The sequence below is a fragment of the Heminiphilus faecis genome, assembly GCF_008728965.1.
GTDB classification, from domain to species: domain Bacteria; phylum Bacteroidota; class Bacteroidia; order Bacteroidales; family Muribaculaceae; genus Muribaculum; species Muribaculum faecis.
In genome coordinates this window covers 1-25,000 of sequence record NZ_VSMC01000015.1, presented here as the reverse complement: position 1 = coordinate 25,000, position 25,000 = coordinate 1, and the positions used below count along the sequence as shown (strand labels likewise).

At 44.9% G+C, this 25,000-nt stretch carries 15 protein-coding genes; all 15 read right to left on the bottom strand.

What is annotated here, in order from left to right:
• Positions 1 to 112: 112 nt before the first annotated feature.
• Positions 113 to 1,732 carry a DNA topoisomerase gene (locus FW767_RS07710; RefSeq protein WP_123612385.1) on the bottom strand — a complete coding sequence of 540 codons (1,620 nt, stop codon included), beginning with the start codon at positions 1,730 to 1,732 and terminating at the stop codon, positions 113 to 115.
• 217 nt (positions 1,733 to 1,949) lie between these two features.
• A complete protein-coding gene (locus tag FW767_RS07705; protein WP_123612384.1) occupies positions 1,950 to 3,491 on the bottom strand; it encodes a DUF4099 domain-containing protein in 1,542 nt (513 codons plus the stop codon).
• Positions 3,492 to 3,497: 6 nt separating this feature from the next.
• Positions 3,498 to 3,881, bottom strand: a complete 384-nt coding sequence (locus tag FW767_RS07700) for a MerR family transcriptional regulator (RefSeq protein ID WP_123612383.1) — start codon at positions 3,879 to 3,881, stop codon at positions 3,498 to 3,500.
• Between the two features lie 4 nt (positions 3,882 to 3,885).
• Positions 3,886 to 4,134: a hypothetical protein gene (locus FW767_RS07695; protein ID WP_123612382.1), complete on the bottom strand. Its 249-nt coding sequence runs from the start codon at positions 4,132 to 4,134 to the stop codon at positions 3,886 to 3,888.
• Positions 4,135 to 4,619: 485 nt separating this feature from the next.
• Entirely contained in the window at positions 4,620 to 5,894 is a 1,275-nt protein-coding gene (locus tag FW767_RS07690; protein WP_123612381.1) for a sigma-54-dependent transcriptional regulator, read from the bottom strand.
• A 95-nt stretch (positions 5,895 to 5,989) separates the two neighbouring features.
• Entirely contained in the window at positions 5,990 to 6,892 is a 903-nt protein-coding gene (locus FW767_RS07685) for a glycosyltransferase family protein (RefSeq protein WP_123612380.1), read from the bottom strand.
• An 8-nt stretch (positions 6,893 to 6,900) separates the two neighbouring features.
• A complete protein-coding gene (gene galE / locus FW767_RS07680; protein WP_123612379.1) occupies positions 6,901 to 7,932 on the bottom strand; it encodes a UDP-glucose 4-epimerase GalE in 1,032 nt (343 codons plus the stop codon).
• A 2-nt stretch (positions 7,933 to 7,934) separates the two neighbouring features.
• Entirely contained in the window at positions 7,935 to 9,068 is a 1,134-nt protein-coding gene (galK, locus tag FW767_RS07675; protein ID WP_123612378.1) for a galactokinase, read from the bottom strand.
• An 80-nt stretch (positions 9,069 to 9,148) separates the two neighbouring features.
• A complete protein-coding gene (locus FW767_RS07670; RefSeq protein ID WP_370015545.1) occupies positions 9,149 to 11,587 on the bottom strand; it encodes a glycoside hydrolase family 2 TIM barrel-domain containing protein in 2,439 nt (812 codons plus the stop codon).
• Complete coding sequence (locus tag FW767_RS07665) at positions 11,584 to 12,645, bottom strand: glycoside hydrolase family 53 protein (protein ID WP_123612377.1); 1,062 nt, start codon at positions 12,643 to 12,645, stop codon at positions 11,584 to 11,586. The genes FW767_RS07670 and FW767_RS07665 overlap by 4 nt, the downstream gene beginning before the upstream one ends.
• A gap of 9 nt (positions 12,646 to 12,654) precedes the next feature.
• Positions 12,655 to 14,364 carry a DUF5114 domain-containing protein gene (locus tag FW767_RS07660; RefSeq protein ID WP_123612376.1) on the bottom strand — a complete coding sequence of 570 codons (1,710 nt, stop codon included), beginning with the start codon at positions 14,362 to 14,364 and terminating at the stop codon, positions 12,655 to 12,657.
• Positions 14,365 to 14,373: 9 nt separating this feature from the next.
• Positions 14,374 to 15,984, bottom strand: coding sequence for a RagB/SusD family nutrient uptake outer membrane protein (locus FW767_RS07655; RefSeq protein WP_205523864.1), 1,611 nt, complete (start codon positions 15,982 to 15,984; stop codon positions 14,374 to 14,376).
• A gap of 10 nt (positions 15,985 to 15,994) precedes the next feature.
• Complete coding sequence (locus FW767_RS07650; RefSeq protein WP_150980462.1) at positions 15,995 to 18,964, bottom strand: SusC/RagA family TonB-linked outer membrane protein; 2,970 nt, start codon at positions 18,962 to 18,964, stop codon at positions 15,995 to 15,997.
• A gap of 212 nt (positions 18,965 to 19,176) precedes the next feature.
• The gene (locus FW767_RS07645; RefSeq protein ID WP_150980460.1) at positions 19,177 to 23,109 is read right to left on the bottom strand and encodes a two-component regulator propeller domain-containing protein; all 3,933 of its coding nucleotides are present in this window, start codon (positions 23,107 to 23,109) and stop codon (positions 19,177 to 19,179) included.
• 205 nt (positions 23,110 to 23,314) lie between these two features.
• Complete coding sequence (locus FW767_RS07640) at positions 23,315 to 24,817, bottom strand: glycoside hydrolase family 53 protein (RefSeq protein ID WP_205523863.1); 1,503 nt, start codon at positions 24,815 to 24,817, stop codon at positions 23,315 to 23,317.
• Positions 24,818 to 25,000: the final 183 nt, after the last annotated feature.

Below are 25,000 nucleotides of genomic sequence, written 5' to 3'. Positions count from 1 at the left end.
CACAATCAAAATAAATTATGACTGCGATTCAGTGGCAAAGTTAGCGATTTCTATCCGATTTTCAGCTATGTAGTGCCGATTATTTTTGGATAGGAATGCCGGAGACAGCGGATTATGCCCCGCATCCGGGGTCAAGTTCGCCGATCAGGTCAAGAAGCGCGCCGGAGAAGCCTTCGATTACACCGCGTCCGGTCTGGTCGCCTTCGTAGAGGTAGTTCGCCTCGAACTGCCATGTCAGTATCATCTCGGCTATCTCGTGTCCGAAAAACTGGTCATAGATTGCCTGCCCTTCGGGGGTGAGGTATATCCCGTCGCCGTCAAGCATGGCGAGTCCCTTGTTAACAAGACTGCCCATCGCGCTGCCGTAATCGTTTGTCTCCTTCGTGTACGGCACACCGGTGTGCATGAACTCATCGACACAGCCTGCCACTGTCGTGAGATTGCAGATGACATCGGAAAACGCTCTTGACTCCACAGGGCGGTCGAAGGGATACACCCCTGCATCGGCAATCTCGACCTGAGTCTGGAAAGAGCCTGTCTCGGTCACGTCATAGGCGTCGCCGGTTATCTCCCAGCGGCGGCTGAAACGGTTGTCGCCGACGGTGAACTCCAGTGTGGCATACTTGCGGACGGGGTTCTGCTCCATTACTGCCCTCATACGGTTGAGGATAAGACGGTAGAGTTGCAGCTCGCTCGCGGTCAGCACCTCGTCGGCGGCGCGCAGGGTTATTATGGCGTGGCTGTCGATTGTCGCCCCGTTGTCTCCCCACAGGTAGCCTCCGGCATCGGGGAACACCGTCATGATGTGGCCCCGCAGTTTTTCGGGAAGGTGCGGGCAGTCGGTCAGAGGTGACGATATAAGCCCCCTGTCATAAAGTTTCTGCGCAACTTTCAGCGTCTTGCCGGGCATGAAGCCGAGATTGTTGAAGGCGTCCATCTGGAGTGTCAGGAGCGTGTGGAAACGCATGTTGAACCTGTCGGTCTCCTCTATGGTCAGTGTGGCGGGTACTGTTTCGCCTGTGGGTACGGATTCGAGCGCGGCTCCTGCATCCGCCTCATCGTCCCATGACTCTGCGGACTCGAACACCGTGCCGCTGTTTGCGTTGACGAGGATTGAATATGCGGGATTTGCCGGCAGTTGCACATAGTCTATATGGTCGGAGAGTTCTCCGAGATACAAGAGCGAGACAGCCTCCTGACGGGTTAGGTTGCAGGCGGGAATCCCGAAGTGCAGTAAGGTCTGGTTGATATTGTAGCCGAACAGCATATCCATACCTTTTGACACGAGTCCGGTCTGGGCGAGGCGGTGGAGGTGACGGCCCGACTCACGGAAATGGAATGCCCCGCGGATTGCGCCGTAGCTGAGCCGGGTCATCCACATACGGCTTCGGGGACAGCCCACACGGAAGTGGCGGCAGATGTTGAAGAAGCGCGCCTGTGCGTCGGCTCCGCCGTCGGAGGCGAACACCACTTCGGATGCCTCACGGAACAGGGGCTTCAGCTCGCGTTCCAGTTCCTTGTCGGTGACGGACATCCTGAATTTCTCCGGGATGAACGGACTTTTTCCGTCAGCCATCTCACCGAGGGGCGTGTGGCGGATGAAACGGGGCGGCACTGTGGCAACTGTCAATGTACCTGAGGTGTGGATGCCCTCGCTTGTCTCGTTGTTTGCGCCAAGTGCTATGGCGACGGTCTTGGTGGCGAGAATGCTCTCGCAGATAATAAGGATCATAATTTAATGTGGGTTTAGGGTGAATTTATTGAAGGCACGGGGACAGGATTGCCCTTATCCCCGTGCCGTAGGGATAACTTGTCTGGGTGATACGGTTGCCGGACGGGATATTTACGGACGTGACGTGGATTCAGTGGTCGGGATTACAGTCATAACCCGGCTACCGTATCGGTTGAATCACAGTGTATGTTGATTGTGGACGGATGGTGAGAGGCTGTCAGGGTCTGGGACCTTTGGGCTTCTGCTGCCTTTGCTGGTTCTCGTCCTTTGGCGCGGTCTGTCCGCGCTGGAGAGGCTCTTTCACGTTCTTGGTGGCCTCGTTTGTGGCACCGTCATTGTTGACAGCCATCTGTGTCCTGCTTTCTTCGGCGATGCCCACCACATTGTTGCGGTCTGGATATATCCGCGTGGTTACAGGTGCGCGCTTTTCCGGGTCATACTGGAAATAGACGGTGCAGTCGTTGCCGAATTTGTCTTTTGCCTCGCCCACGAGGACTTTCTTACCGGCAAGATAGTCATTCTGCTGCTGTTCGCTCAGTTCTATCTTGCACCAGTGGGCAAGGCGTTTGACAGTGCCGTCGGCATTGTGCCACTGGTCTTGTTGCGGGCGGCTGTTCTGTTGTCCCTGCAACTGGCGGTAGAGATCGGAGTTGACGAAAACGACATCACGTTTGGATACGTTGTATTGCAGGTCGGCGACAAATTTCGCGCCGTTTGGCAGTTCGACGCTCTGCGCCCGTATGGTGCCGCCGTTCTTCAGTATGCCGACTGCCTGCATGTCGAGTTCTATGTTCGCCACTTTGCGCCGGATATAGATGTTGTCTATCGGCATTGACTCGATTTCATTGGTGAGCCTGTCTATGCTCACGAGGCATCTCTTGATTTCCCCGGTCTTGGGGTCGGCAAGTTCCACCGCCCTGCCGAGGTTGCCGGTCTTGCGCAGCTCAGCCTTGTCCTCGCCGGTGAATGTATAGCCCTTGTATTCCTTGTCGAGCTGCGGCTCGTTGCGGACGAAATGTGGCACAAGTGAATATGAGCCATCGGGGTTGGTGCGGAAAGAGAGTTTTGCCTGAATCGAGAACTTCTCGTCGCCGAATTGTGGCGTCACAGTGAAAAGCTGCGGCGATTTGTGGTTATAGACCATCTGGTCGAGTGCCCCTGATTTTTCAAGATCTTCGCGTGTGATGCCCCATTGCTTCTGTATCTTGTCCCAGTCGATGCTGTCCGCGTTTATGGGGGCATTCCTGACAGGTGCCGCGAGTGTCTGTTCAGGCTGTTGGGACTGTTGTGCCTGCGCTGATTGTTCAGGCTCCGGGGTCTGTGCCTGTTGTGGCGGCTGGGGTGTCTCGACTGCCTGTTGTTCCTGCTGAGCCGGAGGCTCCGGAACTGATTGTTGCTCAGGTTTTACCGTCTGGGCGGGGACGTCCGTTTCCACCGCGTAGGGTCTGAGCATCTCTGCATTTTTCTCCGCTTCCTGAATTATGTCCGCCATTGCGGGCGCGACCATTTCATACCTGTCGGCTGGCAGTCTGAAAAAGCTGAACATCGTAGGGTTCTTGGCCTGCCGGAGAAAATTCGACATGAACGCTTCGAGGGGGTTCTGCCCTTTGTTGAACTTGATGAGTTCACTGAGAGGCGTTGACTTTACGTCCGCCATCTTGGGGGTGCCGTCGGGATTCTGCCCTACGACCGCCCCGACTTTCCCGCTTGTGTTGTCGCGGGCCATCAGCACTTCCTGCTGATCGGGAGTCTGGTCCATAATGAATTATGATTTAGTGGTGGTTGTTTTGGCGTTTCCGCCGGAGTTGGTTCTGCACTTCACAGTCCTGTAGTCTGGATGGGACGAACTAATGAAGCACTTTTCGAGAAACTCGTCGAGGTCGCATTGAAGGACGAACTTGATGTTTCCCTCTATGCTCTCATAGACCTTGATTTTTCCTGCGTCGCGGTATCGCCTTATTGTCTTCTCGCTGATGTCAAGCCCGGTTATGATGTCGTCGAGAAGGATTACAGGCTCTCCGTGGAAGGTCAGTCGCGGTCTGTCTCTCGCGGGATAAAGGCAGGGGCTTCTGGCACGCTGCTCTACGAGTGAGACATAGGCTTGCGCGGCAGTCTTGAAATCCGCGTCCTTGTCGGTAGTCTGCGCCATACGCTTATTCGGGTGTGGCGGACGTTGCCGTGGTTTTCGCCTGTCTGTATGAAAAGAAAGGTGCGAGAAGTCTGGCGGCTGCCATGAGGAACATTGATCCGAACAGCCACGCGTTGGCATCCGCGGGCAGTTCATCCATAGGATTGTTGCCGGGTCTGCGGTTGCGGGTCTTGCGGCTGCGGTCTGATTTGCCGCTCTTTGATTTGGGCTTCCTGCTGAAGCCTGATGCGTTTGGGGGAGTTGTAATCTCCATGCGGTTATATGTTTTTACGTTAGACTTATCGAGGATTGCGCCTCGTTTGCAATTATAACCGAAGGGATTATGAAAAGGGTTGTTTAACGATGGTTAATATCGACAATATGCTGTGTTGCTGAATTTTATATCGGCAAAATATTTTGAAAGTTAAATCTTTATGGCAGAAGAACAATTCTGACAGCTTGCCGATTTATGCCGACTTTATATTATGGTATCAGGTTCAGATAAGGGTAAAAAAAATAGCGTGCTAATCACGCTTATTAACGAAGGTTCTGGTAAAACCCATACAAGAAAACGTGACAGCACGCTATGCTTGCGCATAGCATAACTTTCACGCATTTGCTCTTGTATTCAAAAATTTACCAGATTTTCGTCAAAACAAAATGCGGTGTTATGATATGAATATGGTTAAGACGATTGACGCTTCAATCGCTATTTATTTGCTATTTGCGTTGCAAAGTTACGAAATTTTCCTGAGGTTGTCAAGACTCGATTTTTCCATCAGCATTGATTCCGTGCTTCTTACGTTGCTCAAACAAGGCTCTTTCGGATATACCAAGTAGCTTTGACGCGCCTCGCCATGTACCGGCCCTTTTGAATGCCCGGATGATATTGTCCCGCTCGTACTTGGGATTGCGATGGGTCAAATCCTCCGCTGTTTCGGGGGTTGCATCGTCAAATCTGATGTCCTCAGCGGTAATGGCAACCTCTTTTGCATGGAAGGCGGCGAAAAGAACAGTGTCTTTCAGTTCTCGGACGTTGCCGGGCCACGGATGCAGCTTCAATACCTTTATCGCAGATGCGTCAAGATGCTGTTTCGGTCGCTGCTTCTTCTGAGCATATCTCTGAAGAAGATAGTCCGCAATATCAGCTATATCCTCCGTTGATTCTCGTAGAGATGGTACAGTAATGCTCCTCTGCCGGAGCATATAGAAAAGATTGTCGCGAAAGCTACCGTCCGCTACCATCTTCAACAGATTTCCGTTTGCAGTGCTGATTATTCTCACATCGGGGTGTTCCTGTTCAAGAATGTGCAGTAATACTGATTGCGTCTCGAATGTCAACAACTGGATATTCTTGATAATCAGTGTACCGCCTTTCACTTCCTGAAAGTAACCCTCGATGCGGTTATAGATTTCGCTGCGGTCTGACTCCGGGTCATGCTTGCCGACAAGCGGCGCGCCTCCGGCTTCAAGAACCTTCAAAGGCTTCTGTGTCCGCGAACTTTGGAGATAGATCTGTCGTGCAATCTGTTCCTTTCCCATACCGCTTTCTCCGAAAATGATACAGTTGGCGTTCGTGGTGGCGACTCGTCCGATAGCCTTTCCTATTTCACGGAAGCTGTTGCTTCTCCGAGGAATCAGGGCGTTGTCAAGCTGGATTACGATATTCTCCGGCTTGGCGTATTTGCCTACCGTTTCAACGAGCTGCTTGTCAATGCCGGCCCGTTGCACCACATCTACCGCTCCGCCGCCTTTCATCACTTCAAGAAGGTCGGGACCGTTCAGGTTGTTCACTATGGCGATGACCGGGAACGTGAATCCTTCGGCCTTCTGCCAGTTGATTAACTCTTTTGCAGAGCTGTCACGGAGTGAAGCGTCCGCGACAATCACTGCTCCGGGTGGCAGTTTCGCCACCTCGTCTTTTGCAGCCTCCATCGTCCCAACGGCAATCGGCTCATAGCCGGACTTGACAAGCAAGCCCGACATAAGCCGACGGTCGGATTCGGAGGCATCTACAATGAGAATTCTATTCATGTTGAAAATATGGTTATAATAGTAAAGTCTTAAAAAAAGAGGGACTCCGAAATATCAGAACCCCTCATAACAATCTTATTTTACCTTAAAATAAATCAAAAGAGTTTGTCAGGATAAAGGCCTGATTTATGAAGATCTGCAAAATTTGCAATTACACCGGGGCGGTCATCGACATACGTCACGCCGAACCAGCGTGAATCGGTGTCAAGAACCTTAACCGTTGCCTCGCCAGATTTAATCAGTGCGTCAGCTACATCAGGGATTACCTGCTCAGATTTTGGGACATTGATCTTTTCCGAGAGGAAACGTGAGAACTCACGGATACCGAAGTCGAAATAATCAGGCGTGAAGCCCCACATATTCATTGACACGGGTACATTGGCTTCAAGCTTATGCTCTTTCCCGTCTGCATCTGTGTAGACAATCTCATGATTATCGTTGTAGGCGATATCCTTGCACTCCTCAACAGAAGTTAACAATCCATCTTTGGTCTGGCATACGCCACGGTTAACCCCACCGTTCTCTGTCATTGTGTTGCCGATGTGGAAGCCAACCATGCAGTAGTCGCCTTTGCGATCGCGAGGACGCATCAATTCTTTGGCGAGTACCTCAAAGGAATTGCGGCCATAGAAATCATCGGAGTTTATTACTGCAAACGGTTCATTGATTACTCCGGTAGCCATGATTACGGCATGAGCCGGACCCCATGGCTTTGTTCGGTCATCGGGACAGGTGTAGTCATCGGGCAGTTCGTCGATTGACTGGAACACCACTTCCATAGGGATATGACTTTTATATTTTGCAAGCACCTTGTCACGGAAATCTTGCTCGAAGTCCTTACGGATAACAAACACCACCTTACCGAATCCTGAGTGGATGGCATCGTAAATTGAGTAGTCCATTATAGTCTCTCCATGAGGTCCGAGACCATCAAGCTGCTTCAGCCCACCATAACGGCTGCCCATTCCGGCGGCGAGAACGAATAATGTTGGTTTCATTGAATTATTTATTTGATTTTTCTTACATGCTTTTCCCATTCCCATGCCGCTTTCAGTGTCTCGTTGATAGAACGCTCTGCCTTCCATCCAAGGAGCTCGTTGGCGCGTGATGTCTCAGCCCATACAGCAGGCACATCGCCAGGGCGACGGTCGGTGATTACATAAGGCAGTTTGAGATTGTTGACTTTCTCAAATGTGGTGAGAAGTTCAAGTACCGAGACCGGACGCCCTGTACCGACATTGAAGATTTCATAGTTTTCTTTCATCTTTCCGGAGGTCATGCGGTCGACTGTGGCGACATGAGCCTTGGCGAGATCAACAACGTCGATATAGTCACGTTGACAAGTGCCGTCAGGAGTGTCGTAATCGTTGCCGAACACGCTCAGCCGCTCACGGATACCGGCGGCAGTCTGTGTGATAAACGGTACAAGATTATTTGGAACACCACGAGGTAACTCACCGATAAGAGCTGACGGATGTGCGCCGATAGGGTTGAAATAGCGCAACGCTATTCCTTTGACATTATCGTATGCACGACAACAGTCGCGAAGAATATCCTCGGCAATCTGCTTGGTGTTGCCGTATGGTGATGTCGCTGGTTGACGTGGAGTCTGTTCGGTAACGGGGAGATGTTCAGCATCGCCATAGACAGTTGCCGACGATGAGAAAAGTATATTGGAGCGGCCATACTCTTTCATCATTGCAACGATGTTCATGAACGAAACAAGGTTGTTCTGATAATATTTGAGCGGTTCAGTCATTGATTCGCCGACGGCCTTGTATGCGGCAAAATGTATGACTGTGTCGAACGTGTAGGTGTCGAACACCGTTTTGAGCTGTGCTCTGTCGCAGGTATCAACCACCTCGAAAGCTACTTTTTTGCCTGTGATTCTCTCAACTCCAGCGACAGAATCACGCTCCGAGTTGGTAAGGTTGTCGATTATAACCACGTCATAACCGGCATTGATAAGCTCAACCGCCGTGTGGGAGCCTATGTAACCGGCTCCCCCTGATATCAATACTGTTTTCTTGCTGTCCATAACTATTCCTCCTTATGCGCTCCGTCGCTTATGACAACGGGATAGACTTTCGGCTCGTGTCCGTATTTCTCGTTGAACTTCTTTTTGGCTATCTCCACGAAGCTATCACGCAGATCCTTCTTCACAAGGTTTATGGTGCAGCCGCCGAAGCCTCCGCCCATGATGCGCGAGCCGGTGACACCGCATTCTTTGGCAATATCATTGAGGAAGTCAAGTTCCTCACAGCTAACAGCATAGTCCTTTGACAGACCGCGGTGGGTCTCATACATCTTCCGGCCTACTGTCTCATAGTCGCCGGCAGTGAGAGCATCACAGACCGCAAGCACACGATCCTTTTCCTCAATGACAAATTTTGCGCGGAAATAATCCTCGGCGGTTATGTCAGGGAGGATTGATTCAAGCATCTCCATTGTCGCATCACGCAGCGTTTCAAGACCAAGACATTTTGCCACGCGCTCACACGACTGGCGACGCTTGTTGTAGGGGGAGTCGGCGAGTTCATGCTTCACACGCGAGTCGATGAGAACAAGCTCATAGTCCTCGGGGTTGAAGGGGAAATATTCAAACTCCATCGAGCGGCAGTCAAGGCGCATCAGCTTACCCTTCTGCCCCATGACAGATGCAAACTGGTCCATAATGCCGCAGTTGACACCACAATAATTGTGCTCTGTTGACTGACCGATGCGGGCAAGCTCAAACTTGTCGATACCGTTGTCATTAAACAAATCGTTGAGAGCAAAGGCAAAGCAGGACTCAAGAGCGGCTGAAGAACTGAGACCTGAACCGAGAGGCACATTGCCAGCAAAAACGGCGTCAAACCCTTTGACCACACCGCCACGCTTGAGGATTTCGCGTGCTACACCGAAAATGTAGCGTGCCCATGACTGAGAAGGGGCATCATCCTCGTTGAGACCAAATTCGGCATACTCATTGATGTCGATTGAGAACACGCGAATTTTGTCAGTACTGTTTGGTGCGATAGCCGCCATTATTTCTTTGTCAATGGCACCGGGGAAAACAAATCCGCCATTATAGTCGGTGTGTTCGCCAATAAGGTTTATGCGTCCCGCAGACGCATAAAAGAACGGGGTTTCATTGAATCTGCTTTTGAATTCTTTTATAAGTTTATTTTTCATTGTATTGAAATTATATGTTAAAATCGGGATATTCTGACTATCCCGATGAGGAAGCCTTAAACAATCTTTTTACCCTAAATTTATTTTACCTTTAATGTAAGCGATGCGGGTTTAACTCCGTCGGCCTTTGCCGTAAATATCAAATCTCCACTTTCATTTCCACTACGAACAATTGCTGTAGCTGCTCCGCTAAACAGATTCATTTCCGGTTCCTGAAACGATAGAAGCGATGTAGGGTCACCGTTAGCGGACGCTTCGAAATTACCGGAACCAGATACAGTAAATTTAATCTTTCGGTTTTCTGTAGGAATGATATTACCATCTTTATCAGCAATCTGAACAGTAATGTATGCAAGATCATTACCATTGGCACCAAGGGTATCTCTGTTGGTTGACAATACGATATGATGCGGTTTGCCGGCAGTCCTTATTATTTTTTCGGCAGCAGTTTTACCGTTCTTGTCATACGCTACGACCTTCAATTCTCCGGGTTCATATTTTGTCTCATTCCACATGAGTCGATAGCGGGTTTGGAGTGTTGAATCATTCTTTTCTCGTATTCCCTGACTTTTCCCATTTATAAATAACTCGGCTTTTGGATACGAGGTATATACGAATACTGGTGTGATTTGACCCTCTCGACCTTTCCAATTCCAATGAGGAAGTATGTGAAGTGTCGCATCATTTTTGTTCCAATGAGAACGATAAAGGAAATAACGATCTTTGGGCAATGATGCCAAATCAACAATACCAAATACTGAACTATGGCTCGGCCATGCGTCAGTATCATACGGTGATGGCTCGCCGAGGTAGTCAAAGCCTGTCCAGACGAATTGCCCGAGAACCCAAGGCTGTTCATCCATGTAGAAGTCAATATCCGGGGTATTTGACCAGTCACATGTTTCATTATCGTAGCTTGACGATTGGTGGTCATTATGTAGGACTGCGTTATGCTCCTTAACAAATGATACCGGAAAATGATATACACCTCTTGAAGAAACAGTGGATGCAGTTTCAGAACCAAGAATCATCTTTTGCGGAAGTTTTTCATAAGCCAGTCTGTAATATTGAGGCTTATAATTAAATCCGGGAATATCAAGAGAAGCCGCAAAACCATTGTCCAGTACCGAACCAATCTGATCCATGCCACAGGTGACAGGACGGGTTTCATCAAGAGATTTTACCAGATTCTGAAGCATAGTAAGTTCCGATACTCCGTCCGGGCCCCATTGACTCGGAACCTCATTGCCAATCGACCACATCACAACCGATGGATTGTTGCGGTACCGCTTGACCATGTTGGTAATATCTTTTTCAGCCCATTCGTTGAAAAACGCACCGTAACCATTAGGTGATTTTGGACGGAAACTCCAGTCATCAAACGGTTCAATCATAAGCATTACTCCAAGCTCATCGCAAATCTCCACCAATTCTGGAGCCGGCATATTATGAGATGTGCGGATTGCATTTGCTCCCATATTCTTCATTAGCTCTACCTGATGTAGGATAGCAGACTTGTTGACAGCAGCACCAAGAGGACCGAGGTCATGATGATTGCACACTCCTTTGAACTTTGTGGGTTTACCATTGAGAAAGAATCCCTGATCCGGAAGATATTCAAGTTTGCGGATACCGAATCGTGTATCATATGCATCAACTTCTGAGCCATTTATAAGAATACGTGTCTCAGCTGTGTATAAGGCAGGGGTTTCGAGACTCCATAAATTCGGTTTAGGAACCAAAAAGTTTTGACTGTGAATCTGTCCATGAGCAATGTATGGAGCATTATTTTCTGCCACCACTTTTCCATCAGGAGATAATATTTTTGTCTCAACGTCAATCTTCTCTCCCTTATTTGCACCTTTAATCTCTATTTCAAGATGAACTGAGGCTTTCTCGGCAGAAACGTATGGAGTTGTGATGTATGTACCCCATGTCGGCACATGTACACGGTCGGTATTTATCACATGGACATTGCGATACAGTCCGGCTCCGGGATACCATCGGGAAGCTCGCTCAAAATTTTCAAGCTCGACTATCATATCATTGCTACCGGGCACGACAGCCTTGGTCACATCTGCATAAAAGGAATTGTACCCATAGGGCCAATAAGCAACCTCACGTCCATTGACTTTTACATGGGCATTGCTCATTGCTCCATCAAATACAAGCGTTATACATCGTCCGGTAGTATCCGACACATCAAATGTGGTGCGGTATGTTCCTTTGCCAATAAATGGAAGACCTCCTGTACGTCCTGTTTTTACGGTTTCCTCCTTCTCGCCGTTTTGTTCAACAGCTACTGTTTGAATATCGTTTGCACGGTCAAAAGGTCCGTATATAGCCCAGTCGTGCGGAACTCGAACCTGCTGCCATTTCGTTGAGGTTTCAGGACTGCCTTTGGTAAATTCCCAACCAGTATTTAGGGTTGTTTCAATCCTCTCGGCGTGCAGATTTAAAGTAATGGCTCCCGAAAGAGCCATTACTATTATAAAAGAATGTATATTCATTGTCTTCATTTAGTTTTGAAAGCATCTAATGCTATTGTGGGTGCATCATTATCAAAACATCCGAGGTTGTACCCGTCGTTGTAACCATTGGGAGCTTGTGGTTCCCAATAGAAGATGCCTTCAACATCCGTGGCCATCATTTTAGTGATGAGTTGCTTGCAAGTTTCTCCTTGATCATAAGGCATCCCTATCTCACAAATCATCACCGGTTTGTTGTATTTCTGTTTCAAATGATTGATGTTTGCGATACAATCATCTGCAACTTTCAACCATCCTCCGGTTTCGCCCTGCTGCTCTGCCCAATAGGGGTAAAGAGACATCCCAATCATGTCATATTTGCCTCCGTTGCTTTCAAGAATGTCAAACATTCTGTCGTATGCCCACTGGTTATTTCCTCCATCAAGATGCACAATGACCTTAGCATCCGGGAATACAGATTTGACTGCATCATAACCGGCGTTATTAAGTTGTGTAAGTTGTACTGGATTGTCAACAGAGCCAACCGGAAGCATCATACCAGGTGTGGTTTCGTTACCAACCTGTACCCATTCAGGTGTTACACCTGCTTTTTTCAAAGCATTGAGCGTTTCAGTAACATGATTCGCAACTGCCTTGGTCAGCTCATCAAACGAGAGATTTTTCCACGCGTCCGGCATTTCCTGATGACCGGGGTCAGCCCATGTATCAGAGAAATGGAAATCAATCATGGTGCGCAGACCAAGATTCTCTGCTCGACGTGCCTTGAGTACCACGTCGTCGATGCTGTTCCATCCGTCCTTAGGATTGACCCAAACACGTAAACGTATTGAGTTAACACCACAGTGGTCACGGAGAAGGGTCATACACTCCATTTCCTGGCGGTCTTCCCCGGGAGTATAGAATTTGCGACCTTCTGATTCCATCTGAGTGAGCCAGCTGACATCTGCGCCTCTGGCGAACCCTGTTTCTTTCTCAATAGTTGTTGTGGTTTCCTGTCTTGGATTAGTAACAGGGCCGTCCTCTGAGCATGATCCACATACAATGGATGCAGCCAATGCGCAAACGGAAATTATAGTTGTCATTTTCATTGAAGTCTTTTATTTAAGAGAATATGAATATGTTTGTGTTCCGAGATCAACCCTGAGGATGTATGTCTCACCAATGGTCAGGGCGTTGTCTCCATCAAATCCTGTAGTTGCATCAGAATGACCGAGCATTAGATTTCCATTTCCGCCTCCGAAGAACAGGCTCCAATCATTATTGATCAGAACTTTTACTCCCCAGGGAGTTTCTTTCTCCTTAACGAATTCTGCTGTGAATACTTCAGGATTATCCGTAGATTGAGTCATTACATGCTCTGACCAGTCATCGTTAAGCCCCGTGAAAGTAACAGTTTCTACTTTAGTAAGTTTATATGTCATTTCTTTCATCATGAAATCCATCACATACAGTCCTTTTTCCGGTGCTGGAATATTACCGTCAGATTCTGCCAGAATGAGACCTCCGCTTAATGGTGTTGCTCCATCGGCTGCTTTATATGCCGTAGCCCAGTCTGGCTGTGGGTATGCACGATATCCCCATTCGGAATCTATCCAATGAGCTCCTCCATAGGCTAATGAGCCTTCATCATAGAGTGAAATATAGTCATCGAAACCATTCCAATTCACAACTCCGGAGAAATAGAGACGCGGTTCTGCCTCAGGTTCAGGAGCGGCTTCGCCAGCACCGACCTTAAATTCCAATGGGTCTGTCAAATCAAGAACGAGCATAGTTTCTCCGGCTGGAAGGCTTACTGATATATTCGAACCTGTTTCACCGAACGTAAGGTTTTCGCTATCCCCGCCAAATGCCACATTCTGCTCTATTGCAGGTCCCATATCTGTTGTTTCCTTATTATAGAGGTGTCCTTTACCGTTTATTGTAATTGTTACAGTCGATGCACTTGATAAATTTACCGGCAAGAACCATTGATTGGTCTTGAGATTATATTCCATCTCTCCTGAAATATCTCCAGCTACGGTAAGATTATCAATATGCAGACCGCTCCACCATCCTTCCTGAGTATTCAGTGTTGTGAAGTAACATCCGGCAGGATCCGGGAACCAAAAATTCCAATGGTCATCAGCAGAGGATGCGTGGAATGTTTTACCTGCTTCACCAAGATTTCCCCAAACGATATTGTTCGCCTCCCGGAACCACCAGTTTGTCCAACCGGTAACTCCCATAAATCCCTGATAAATGCCGTTTTCTTCAGGCGATGCAAGTTTCATGGAAGTCTCATTCCAATCTTTGTCAAGGACAGTTCCCAAAATAAGGTGTATTCTATAAGACTGAACCATGACTTTTATCACAGATGAATAAGATGGCTCTATGTTTGCTGCAAGAACAGACCGAATTCTTATATAAAGTGGAGATTTCTCATCAGCAATGTATCCGAGACGTCCTAAGAGAGAGTTCAGTTCCTCACACAGAAATTGACGAGAACGTACACCCTTATCAACGCTGAGGTCTATGACATTAGAAAATTGCTCATCGCGGGAAAGCTGGATTGTTTCCACGGAAGCATTTATGGGAGCTTGGAGAAGCGTATCGCTTAGTGCAATCCGACCATCTCCACTCCAATAGATAGTCATGGCAAGAGCCTGCGGGTTATCGGGGGTTAACACTATATCCCCTGAAGCGCCACCCAATGAAATCGTATCGGTAGGCAGAACGTACACCGGATCGATGTCACTGTCACATGAAACCAGATTTAGAGCCATGATTACTGACAGCAAAGACGTCCTTATTATATTCTTAAATTTCATGATTCAATATCAATATAGAGGATTTGTAAGATTAGGATTTGCTGTAAGATCTGTATCCGGGATAGGATAAATATTGTATCGGTCGTTAACTGAGCGACCGTCCAAAACTCCGCCCTTCCACTGCCAGATGTAGGCATTGGAAGTGAATTTCCCAAAGCGGATAAGATCCGTGCGTCTTACAGATTCAAGATAAAGTTCGCGACCACGCTCATCAAGCATAAAGTCAAGAGTAAAATCTGCATCTGAAATTTTGCCACTTTCATCATTGTTATATGCACGGAGACGGACCTCATTTACAAGGTCAAGGGCCTCTGACCGCGAAATTCCGGCACCACCACGCAGGAATGCTTCCGCTGCCATAAGATATACGTCAGCAAGACGCAGCATTGGATAATCTGTTGAGCATCCGGTAGCTGCAGAATTTGAAGCAGCCTCCCCCTCATCAGTAAGGTTCGTAAACTTCTCAAAGAAATAACCTTCAGATTGATTGTCTATAGCGCCGGTGAAGGACTGTTCCTGACCATCAGTATAGAACATAGCTCGTGTATCATTTGTATTATTTACATCGCCGAACTTGGAAGTAATCTCACCACGTGCACGGAACATACCCCATCCGTTTGTCAAACCATATTTGGCCGGATCTTGTGTGCTTGAATTGCCGCATGAACCGCAAACGAGATAAGTGCCGCCGCCCCATGTAACCGATGTTGTCGCATCACAAACCATTGCAAACAGAATTTCGTGGGAACGTTTATGATTGTCTGCATTGAAAAGTTTTGCATAGTCAGGTTCAAGATAATATGCCGGATTTGAGATTACCTTATGGCAGGCTGTTATACATTCTGTATAGTATTTAGTATCTACAGAACCACGATAAACCGCGCTATTCAGGTAAAGGCGGGCAAGAAGTGCCAAAGCAGTTGGCTTGCTTGCACGGCCATACTCATTTGTGTCAGATAAAGAAGAAGAACCTTCGGAAACGAGTTCCCGTAACTCGCTTTCAACAAAATCGAAAAGGCTTATTCCATCATACGCCTCGGGAATGAATCCGGTCACGGGTGTATTCTCGTCAACCTTTGGTCCCTTACGGTACAAATCAAGAACCATCCAATAGCTAAACGCCCTCATAAAACGAGCTTCAGATTTGTACGCTCTGATTTCTTCTTGTTCGGAAGATGAAAACTTTGATATTGCTTCATCTGAGCAGTTACGGAGAAACTCATTACATAGAGCAATGTTGAAAAACAACCAATAATAAGTGTCCGATACCCATGAGTCTTTTGCACTCCAGTTGATGTATGTAAGATCAACAAGGTTGTTTCCGGATAACCAAGTATTGGCAACCTCATCAGTCGCAGCTTCCTGAAGATTAAAATATCCGCGTGAGAAGTCCTGTCCATTGATAGTGGTAAGGTCGCCGTTATCGCCACCTTGTCCTTGCCCTGCAAGAACATAGGAAGCATAGATTTTTGCAAGAACCATTTTATAGTTCGCTGCTTCCGAATACACATCATTTGATGTGGTTTCGGTTACGGGCATTTGATCGAGGTCGTCAGTACATGCGCATAGCAATAGCCCGATTCCCATGACAAGGCCCAATAATATATTTATTCTTTTCATTGTTGTTATATTAGAAATTGAGACCGATAGTTACTGAATATGTTCGGGGACGAGGATAAACAGCAGTGTCAACTCCGTTGCTTGATTCCGGATCCACACCCTTATATTTGGTTATTGTGAATACATTTTGAACCATAGCTGAAACATGGAGATTCATGCCTTTGTAAATCTGACCGAAATCATATGCGAGTTGGAGATTATCCATTTTAAGGAATGATGCGTTCTCAAGATAATAATCGCTAAGGAATTGACGACGGGTAAAACGAGTGTCAAGAAAACTGCGATTGAGATTATTCAGCTGATAATCATTGTAGCTCATAGTTTCCCAAGCACCGGTATTCATAGCCATTCCATTGAATATATAACCTCCGAGGTTGGCTCTTAAAGAGGTTGATAAAGACCATTTCTTGTATCTAAGCTGAGTGGAAAGCCCAAGGATCCAATCAGGAGCGGGTGAATGGCTGTGGTATCTGTCATTGTTGGTTATCTGTCCGTCACCATCAAGGTCTGCATAAAGTCCTTCTATCGGTCTGCCAGTTTCTTGGTCGTAAAGTTGTTTATAAAGATAGAACGAATATGGTGCATAATCGGTAGAGAATACCTGCATCTGATAGGCATCAATCCAAGGTCCAACTTCTGTATCAGGACTTGGAGCTCCGGGGGTCAAAGTCAAATTCTTAATACGGACCTGTTGCCATGCTGCATTTGCAGTCACATCCCACGACCAGTCTTTATTGCTTATAAGATGAGCTGTCAGAGCGAGTTCAAGTCCTTTTGAATCAACATTGCCAACATTTTCCAGCATTAGTTTATCAAAATTTGTTCCGGCCGGTACCGGGACTGTAGCAAGAAGATTCTCGGTTTTGCGGGTATAGTAATCTGCGGAGAATGTAAATCTATTTTCAAGGAGTGCTATATCAACTCCATAGTTCCAAGACTTAGTCGTTTCCCATTTCAGATCAGGGTTATAGGCTTCAGGACGATATGTATAGACAGGATTACCGCCAAAAAGATATTGTGCGCCGTCAAGACCTGGAGTATAAACCGGGATATAGCCATAGTTTGTGATACCGTCCTGCTGCCCGGTAACACCATACGAGGCTCTTAGCTTCAAATCATTAACCCAACCGCGAAGAGGTTCAAAGAAGTTTTCCTGTGAGATACGCCATGCGAGAGCCACGGACGGGAACGTTCCCCATCGGTTATCTTTAGAAAAACGTGACGAACCATCCCGACGCACAGTAGCAGTCAAGAGATAGCGATTCATTAACGTATAGTTCAAACGACCATAATACGATATGAGCGAGTGCCTCTGATCCGTTGCGGCCGAAGTTGATTGCTGCACACCATCGGCATTTAATATTGCATAGAACGGAGTTGTATATTTCCAATATTGGTAATCATAACCGAATGTTGCATCAATATTTGAGTTGATTGCATCAAAATCACGGTTATAGTTAGCATAAACAGTCAGAAGCCGGTTATAGTTCTTCTGAGGACCATACTTGTAATCTCGTCCGCCTGTTGTATAATATGATATAGCCTCTTTGGGGACATATATATGCCCTTCCCCTTTTGACCAGTCGTAACCACCGGTTGCGTGAAGTCTCAAGCCTTTCACCCATCGAATGTTCCAGTCCACATCAATATTACCGATGACGCGATATACATCTGATGTCGATTTATATTGATTCAGTCGTCCAAGAGCATTGGCAAGAGCTCCTGTAACCGGTATTCCATTTACATCCACAGCCTCATTATATCCACCGAAAGCATCTTTACCGGAATATACAGGAATTGTAGGATTGAGAGTTGCTCCGCCCCATATCGCGTCAGTATCTGCAAAACGGTTCTTTGAATATGTACCTTTAAGACTGAACTGAAAACGAAGTTCATCGTGGAAGAATGATGGTGTAAGATTGAGATTACCGGTAAAACGCTTTGCATTATCGGTCTTTAATATACCATCTTGATAATATGCTCCGGCCGAAACACGGAAAGGCAACCACGAAGCAGCTCGCCCTGAAACGCTAAGGTTATTATCTGTTCCGAATGCAGTCTGATATATTTGATCATTCCAATTAGTACGGCTATTGCCGAGAAGAGACTTCTGGCGCTCTGTACCAAGTTCATTTACAATTCCGATAAACTCATCGGTAGAGAGCATATCAGAAGTCTTGGTCTTGGTAGAAAGAGAATTGGTTGTCTGGAATGAAACCTTTATACCATCACCTTTTCCTTTCTTAGTAGTGATGATGATGACACCATTAGATGCTCTTGAACCGTAAATTGCAGTAGATGACGCATCTTTTAGAATGGTCATACTCTCAATATCATTGGGGTTAATAAGACTCAGAAAGTTTCCACTTCCACTTACAGAACCGCCGACCTCCATTGGTACACCATCTAATACAATAAGAGGGTCATTTGACGCATTAAGAGATGCACCGCCTCGGACTCGGATTGTTGAACCGGATGTTGGAGAACCGCCGCCATTCACAATCTGCACACCGGCAATTTTTCCGTTTACAAGCTCTTCCGGTGATGAAATCATACCTTTATTGAAGTCTTTCTCACTTACGGTTGAAACAGACCCGGTAAGATCATCCTTTTTACGGACACCATAACCGATTACAACAACTTCGTCAAGAACCTCGCTGTTAGGTTTCATTGTCACATCAATGACATTTGACGTAATATCAACCACGAGATTGTTGTAACCCACATATGAAAATGCGAGTTGTTTCGCTGTTGCAGGCACTTTAAGGACATAGTATCCGTCAAAATCGGTGGAAGCACCTATTGGCTCACCTACAACTTTAACCGTTGCGCCGATAAGAGGCTCCCCGGTTTCATCAATGACAGTACCAGTAACTGTCCTTTGAATTTGGGCATAAGCCGAAACTGGTATAAGGAGAATTGAGAACAGTATTCCCAATAACCAACTCCTTATTTCGACATGGCCGATTGCTTTGTCCATTAGAAATGCGTATTGTTGTTTAATTTGAAAATATTTAAGGTGGTCAAATGGTATTAGCCATTTCTAAAACTTAAAAACAATCTTTTCTACCTAATCAATATGTACCTGTTGTCGTTTACAAAATTACAATATTGATAGATGCAGGACTCTCAATTATCGGACAAATGATGCAACAAACAAGACTTGACAACAAGAAAAAGGGCAAAATGCGTTTAATTGTCTTGTTTTTTGCCTATTGACTCATCATCTGATTGGTACAGGCTTGGCTTGATACCAAACTGATTTTGAAAACATTTCGCAAAATAGGAGGGGGATTTGAATCCTACCATATAGCTGATTTCAGACACTGTAAATCTATGCTGACTTAGAAGCACAGCCGCTTTCTGTAACCTAACACTCCTGATATAATCCAATGGGGCAGTACCGATATATTTCTTTATCAGACGATACAGTTGTTTATTGGGGATACCGCTTTTTTCACAAAGCAGGTTGACATTCAAGTCCGGGTCTGATATATTATCTTCTATAATCTTCGCAATCTTTGCAAGAGATTTCTCATTAATAGATTCAGCTTCTATTGGTTTGGCTTCAGCTTCTGTTATGGTTTCTATTCTAACTTTTTCTTTTATATCTGTTCTCGATTTCAATAATTGTTTTATGCGTCCAAGCAGTGCCGTAGGCTCGAATGGCTTTGTCATAAACACATCGATACCTAACTTTATACTTTCATACTCAGTCTTATTGTCAGATTTAGCAGTGAGCATGATTATGGGTGTTGATGATAGGCGTGGATGTTGTTTCATTCGTTTGACCATCTCAAGTCCGCTCATTATCGGCATCATCTCATCAGCAATAATAAGGTCGGGCAAAAATGATGCGGCAATGGCGAGTCCGGCACGACCATTCTCTGCCACAAGGCATATATAATCATTCTTCAGGACTTCCGTGATGAACGAAGAAATCTGGAGATTATCTTCTACTACCAAAACTTTTGCCTTATTACTATCCTCATTGGAATTATTTTTAGTTGAAATTGGCAAAGCCTTTTCAGAAAGTGGCAAAGTCACGACAAAAGAGGTCCCCTGTCCTTCCTTACTGTAGAGGTTGATGTTGCCCTTCATTAATTCCAGATATTTCTTTATAAGATACAAACCGAGTCCTGTACCTTCGTGTAATTTTGATGTTGATGGAGCACGGAACATACGTTGAAATACAAGGGATTGGTCTATATCGGCAATACCTATGCCATCATCAGAAACCACGATTTCAACTTCGTTGTCATGGGAACTGATACCTAATGAAATAGTAGCACCATCATCAGAATACTTACAGGCATTTGACAAAAGATTAGTGATCACAGATTCAAACTTTACGGCATCAGCCTCTATCAGTAATTGAGTGCATGATGAATGGAATATGAATTTCTTTTGAGGATTGTTCTCTTGAAAAACTTCAAACACACCTTTACAGAACTCTACTACATCAAAAGTTGATATGATAAGTAGATTTTCATCCGTATCCTCAAGGTGTTGCAGTTCAAGTGTCCGATGAATCATATTGTTCAAGCGAACTGCATTATCATATATGGCTTCAAGACTCTTTTTACTTTCGGCATCTTTGGCTTTCTCTTTCATGAGGCTGACTGGTCCAAGAATCATAGAAAGTGGTGTTTTCAAATCGTGTGAGATAGTTGAAAGGAAAGTCAGCTTTTTTTCAACATTCTCCAAAGCCGCCTGACGTTCTTGTTCACGGAAAGAGCGGAGGTTACGCTTGCGAGTGAACCATATAATCCAATAGACGATGAGGAAGGCAACCAGAATGTAAACACATATTGCCCACCAAGACATCAGCAATGGAGGATTGACAGTTATTGGAATTGCAACTGGACTTATGGGAGAACCTACGGTTTTCACCAAAAGAGTATAGTCCCCCATTTTCAAATCGGAAAACGAGATGCTGTTCGATCCTTCCGGCATTACAATCCATTCACCAACAGTATCGTCAGGCGATTCTGTAAGTTTGTACATATAACGCTGTACGGATTCAGGTGAATAATTCAATGTGCTTACTACAAGTGTAAAGCTCCCGCCATACGGAATTTTAAGTTTCGTACAGCCGCCTTCTATGTCAGACAGGTTTAGAAGCCCTGCACCTCTATCATTCAATATCATCTTTATCGACTTAAAATCAAATCCATTATCTATAATAGATTTGTCAACCTCAAGAATTTCATCAGTGCCGCCAAGGAAAACTTTATTGCTTACGGTATCTTCGTAAACTGCGGTATATGATTTTTGAGGGATAGGTAAAAGAGTGGTATTTAACGAATGACCGTCAATACTCCATACGTTACTTTGAGTCGATACCCACATTCCATCTCCTACTTGTCCGAGAGCCAAAATAGTCTCATCGCTGTTGGTATAAGGGAATTTTATTATATCATAGTTGTCATTTTTATTGAAAATGATCACACCTCCCTTATATGCACACCAAATACGTCCTTGTCTATCAATAGATATATTCGTGGGATACCCCCCTTCTGTTAAATTGAAAATATCAAAGCGTTTAAAGACTTTTGTGTCAGGATTAAATTTTGTAAGCACATTGTCGCGAAACAAGAGTATCCATATATTGCCTATACTGTCTTTTATTATATTATTTACGAGATTATTTGACAAGGCCTTGCCATCCGGAAACTCTGTTTCTGCGTTCAAAGAGTAATCAGAGATGATAATGCCGCCTTTATCATTTAATTTAGATTTACTGATTGAATGAAGTCCGTTAAGAAAACTCCCAGTCCAAAAATATTCACCATCCTCAATCAAAGCATAGACCCAATTTGAATTATGCTCCCCGTTCTCATCTATTATGCGAAATACATCAAAATTATTCGTTTCCTCATTAAATTTGTTTATGCCCGCATCGGTAGCAAGCCATATCCGATTTTCATTATCTTCAAGAATAGAGCGGACGCGGTTGTGAGATAATGAATTAGACATATCTGAATGACGATACCAACACGGTTTTGAGTTATCTGACAACTTGATGGCACCATTAGTCCCGGCCAACCATAAATTACTTTTGCTGTCACGATGAATTACATGTATTTCGTTTCCCTCCCCAGAATTTGCCAAGACACTAAGTTTTATAGTCCTAATATATGTAGAATTTGAAGCTACTGAAAATCCCCGTTCATGTCCTGTCCATATATTATGTTGTAAATCCGCGTAAATACACCATATTTCATTGTCAGCCAGACTTAACTCATGTCTTGAATCATGGCGATAATGTCGAATGGTATCATTGAACATATCAAATACTCCATTGTCTGTGCCGATCAGTACATGTCCATTATTACCTTTTGTCAGACTTTTAACATTGTTATTCCCAACATCAATAATTTTATTCCAGCTTTCACTGGAAGGAGTGTATTTGTATAAAAAACCTTCACCACCGATATAGATACTTTCTCCATCTTCAGATTCAAGAAGGCAGTTGACGAAAAGAGAGCCAGACATTGATTTGTCGATCTTAACTTTTACGGGATGAAATGTTCCTGATTGGTTGTCCCATCTGGCAAGCCCATTGTATGTTCCGACATAGAAAATTCCACGGCTATCTCGTAATAATGAGTACACTGATTTATGTGGGAGACCTGAAGAGAGATCAGTAAGCTCATTGTTCGACAAATTCAGCCGAAACACTCCATTTAGACTCCCTATCCAAAGTCCATCATCAGCAAGTAGCAAAGACCGAATTTCTTTTGGATTGGTTGACGGATGATGCTTTACTGTCCCTGTAGAATAATCATACACAAGCAATCCATTGTTACTTCCCAAAAACAGACTGTTATCTTTTTCGACTATAGAATATATTTGCGTGCCGAACAATTCGTTTTCGCCAACAGAATGTGTGGTAACTCCATCATAAAAATATAACCCTCTATTAGTCCCAAGCCACATAATACCCCGGCTGTCATTAAAAAGACTGAATACAGCAGTCTTTTTACCATCTACAGCAACATTCTTCCACGACAATTCCGGTTCTGGCAATTGTGGCGCAGATGATACATAATGCGATATACAGGCAATCACTATTAGGACAGCCAGCCTATGCAATTTAAATTTAAGGTTTTTGATAGCCATGTTTTCTGAATATATTTAATAATGCAAAATTACTAATTTTTAAGGCAGTAGGCTTAATAAATTAGAGCAGTACGCTATCATAAATCGGACATTCAATGCAACAAATCGGACTTCAATAAGAAAAATCCCCCTTCTGTCCGCTTTCTGCTATATTGCAGTATGGCTAAGAAGGGGGATACTATTATTTTTGAGTTACGTTATATAGCTATTCCTCTCCAAAATTTTTAGCGAATTTTTGCCATTTGTCCGAGGTGTTAACATCGTAATATCGATCTTGCTGATAGCCTCCGATATATTCTTGACTCGTCCAAGTGGAATCAGAAAGGAAATAATATTTCCCTGTTTGATTCCTACATAGATATGTATCAAAATAATATACTGAAGACCCTTCGGATGCTTGCTTCATCGGGATTATCTGCCAATTGCCAAAGCCATCATCAGTAAAATCACCTGTAATATAGCCTTTGGCATCACTTCCTGCATTCCACATATTAACCTCAAAAGTAACCTTAACGTTGAAATCTCCGTAAGCTTCAATGCCACAGTGAGGGAACAAGCTATTATTGAAATCAAAAAATGCTACATTTTCCCAATTTGAGCCGACACCCCAAAGAGTTTGATTATCAGCTGACACCCAAAACGGTTCCCAAACACAATATCCAGCCCCTCCGTTAGCAAGCAAAGCTTCTTTTATTTCGATTATATAGTCTTTTTGCAGTTGAGGGCATGGTGTATCAGGATATCCCATACACATTTTACTCATGAGATTAATATTCTGATCATTCCATGCACGAGTCCATATATGCCCTGTCTCTGCAACAAAGAGCCTTATACCATAAGCAGAATACAGATTTGATGCGAACTCACCTAATTGAGCTGGTGTATAGTCCTGCCATTGGGGATAATATGAGACTCCAAGCATATCAAATTCCTTTAATCCATATTTTTTATGGCTTGCGACCCAGAACATTGCGTCATTTGGATTCATAGCAACATGAAGAACCGTCTTTATGCTTTTCCCATTATTCCAATTGAAATCGGCTACCGCCTGCAAACCGGCATTGAAAAGTTTTGTGTTCCTAACATAGTTAGTGGGTATAAGATCTGCATTGTCCGCTACCATTATTGAATTGTTGGTCTCATTACCAATCTGAACCAGTTCTGGAAGCAGATTAGTCTCATTCAAGTGTTCGAGAATGCGATAAGTATAGTTATAAACCGAGTCTGCAAGTATATCTGAATATTTAACGACGGGACGCCATGCTTCAGGAACTATGTTTGTTTGTGGATCTGTCCAAGCATCTGAATAATGAAAATCTAACAGGACATTCAAACCTTCATTCTTAGCCCTGCGAATACTACGCTTTACGTCTGATAGAGTTGAATACTTGGTCCATGTAGGGTTATGCCAAAGACGTACACGAACAAGATTCGCTCCGTAACTCTTAATGAGATTATACGGATCCACCGAGCTACCATCCTTGGTGTAATTTACCCCTCCATCTTGTAGCTCATTTACATACGATAAATCTGCACCTTGAAGAAAAGGAAGTTCTCCAAAGGTTGAACGGCTCAATGGCATATCTGCCATCTGATTTGATTCGGTAAACAACGGCTCCTCTACTTGGTTCTGACAGCCAAAAAGAGCAATTGCTAACAGAACCATTACGATACCCATAATGGGCTTTACAAGTGTTACTGTTCTCATCTGCATAAATTTAAGAAAAACATTGTATCTGCAAAAATAATCACACATGCAATAATACAATGATTCGGTAAAAATTACAGAAGTAGTTGAAACTTAAGTTAATATAACGAATTATCAAATACAAATGAATCGCCAAAGCGTTCATTATAAAACTATTATACCATGAACGTATTGGCGATTCTC

Bases quoted from the DNA above. Each gene is read 5' to 3' on its own strand.
- FW767_RS07660 (WP_123612376.1), bottom strand. From the start codon at position 14,364: ATGAAATTTAAGAATATAATAAGGACGTCTTTGCTGTCAGTAATCATG.
- FW767_RS07685 (WP_123612380.1), bottom strand. From the start codon at position 6,892: ATGAAACCAACATTATTCGTTCTCGCCGCCGGAATGGGCAGCCGTTAT.
- galK (WP_123612378.1), bottom strand. From the start codon at position 9,068: ATGAAAAATAAACTTATAAAAGAATTCAAAAGCAGATTCAATGAAACC.
- FW767_RS07665 (WP_123612377.1), bottom strand. From the start codon at position 12,645: ATGAAAATGACAACTATAATTTCCGTTTGCGCATTGGCTGCATCCATT.
- FW767_RS07700 (WP_123612383.1), bottom strand. From the start codon at position 3,881: ATGGCGCAGACTACCGACAAGGACGCGGATTTCAAGACTGCCGCGCAA.
- FW767_RS07710 (WP_123612385.1), bottom strand. From the start codon at position 1,732: ATGATCCTTATTATCTGCGAGAGCATTCTCGCCACCAAGACCGTCGCC.
- FW767_RS07645 (WP_150980460.1), bottom strand. From the start codon at position 23,109: ATGGCTATCAAAAACCTTAAATTTAAATTGCATAGGCTGGCTGTCCTA.
- FW767_RS07690 (WP_123612381.1), bottom strand. From the start codon at position 5,894: ATGAATAGAATTCTCATTGTAGATGCCTCCGAATCCGACCGTCGGCTT.
- FW767_RS07695 (WP_123612382.1), bottom strand. From the start codon at position 4,134: ATGGAGATTACAACTCCCCCAAACGCATCAGGCTTCAGCAGGAAGCCC.
- galE (WP_123612379.1), bottom strand. From the start codon at position 7,932: ATGGACAGCAAGAAAACAGTATTGATATCAGGGGGAGCCGGTTACATA.
- FW767_RS07650 (WP_150980462.1), bottom strand. From the start codon at position 18,964: ATGGACAAAGCAATCGGCCATGTCGAAATAAGGAGTTGGTTATTGGGA.
- FW767_RS07705 (WP_123612384.1), bottom strand. From the start codon at position 3,491: ATGGACCAGACTCCCGATCAGCAGGAAGTGCTGATGGCCCGCGACAAC.
- FW767_RS07655 (WP_205523864.1), bottom strand. From the start codon at position 15,984: ATGAAAAGAATAAATATATTATTGGGCCTTGTCATGGGAATCGGGCTA.
- FW767_RS07670 (WP_370015545.1), bottom strand. From the start codon at position 11,587: ATGAAGACAATGAATATACATTCTTTTATAATAGTAATGGCTCTTTCG.
- FW767_RS07640 (WP_205523863.1), bottom strand. From the start codon at position 24,817: ATGAGAACAGTAACACTTGTAAAGCCCATTATGGGTATCGTAATGGTT.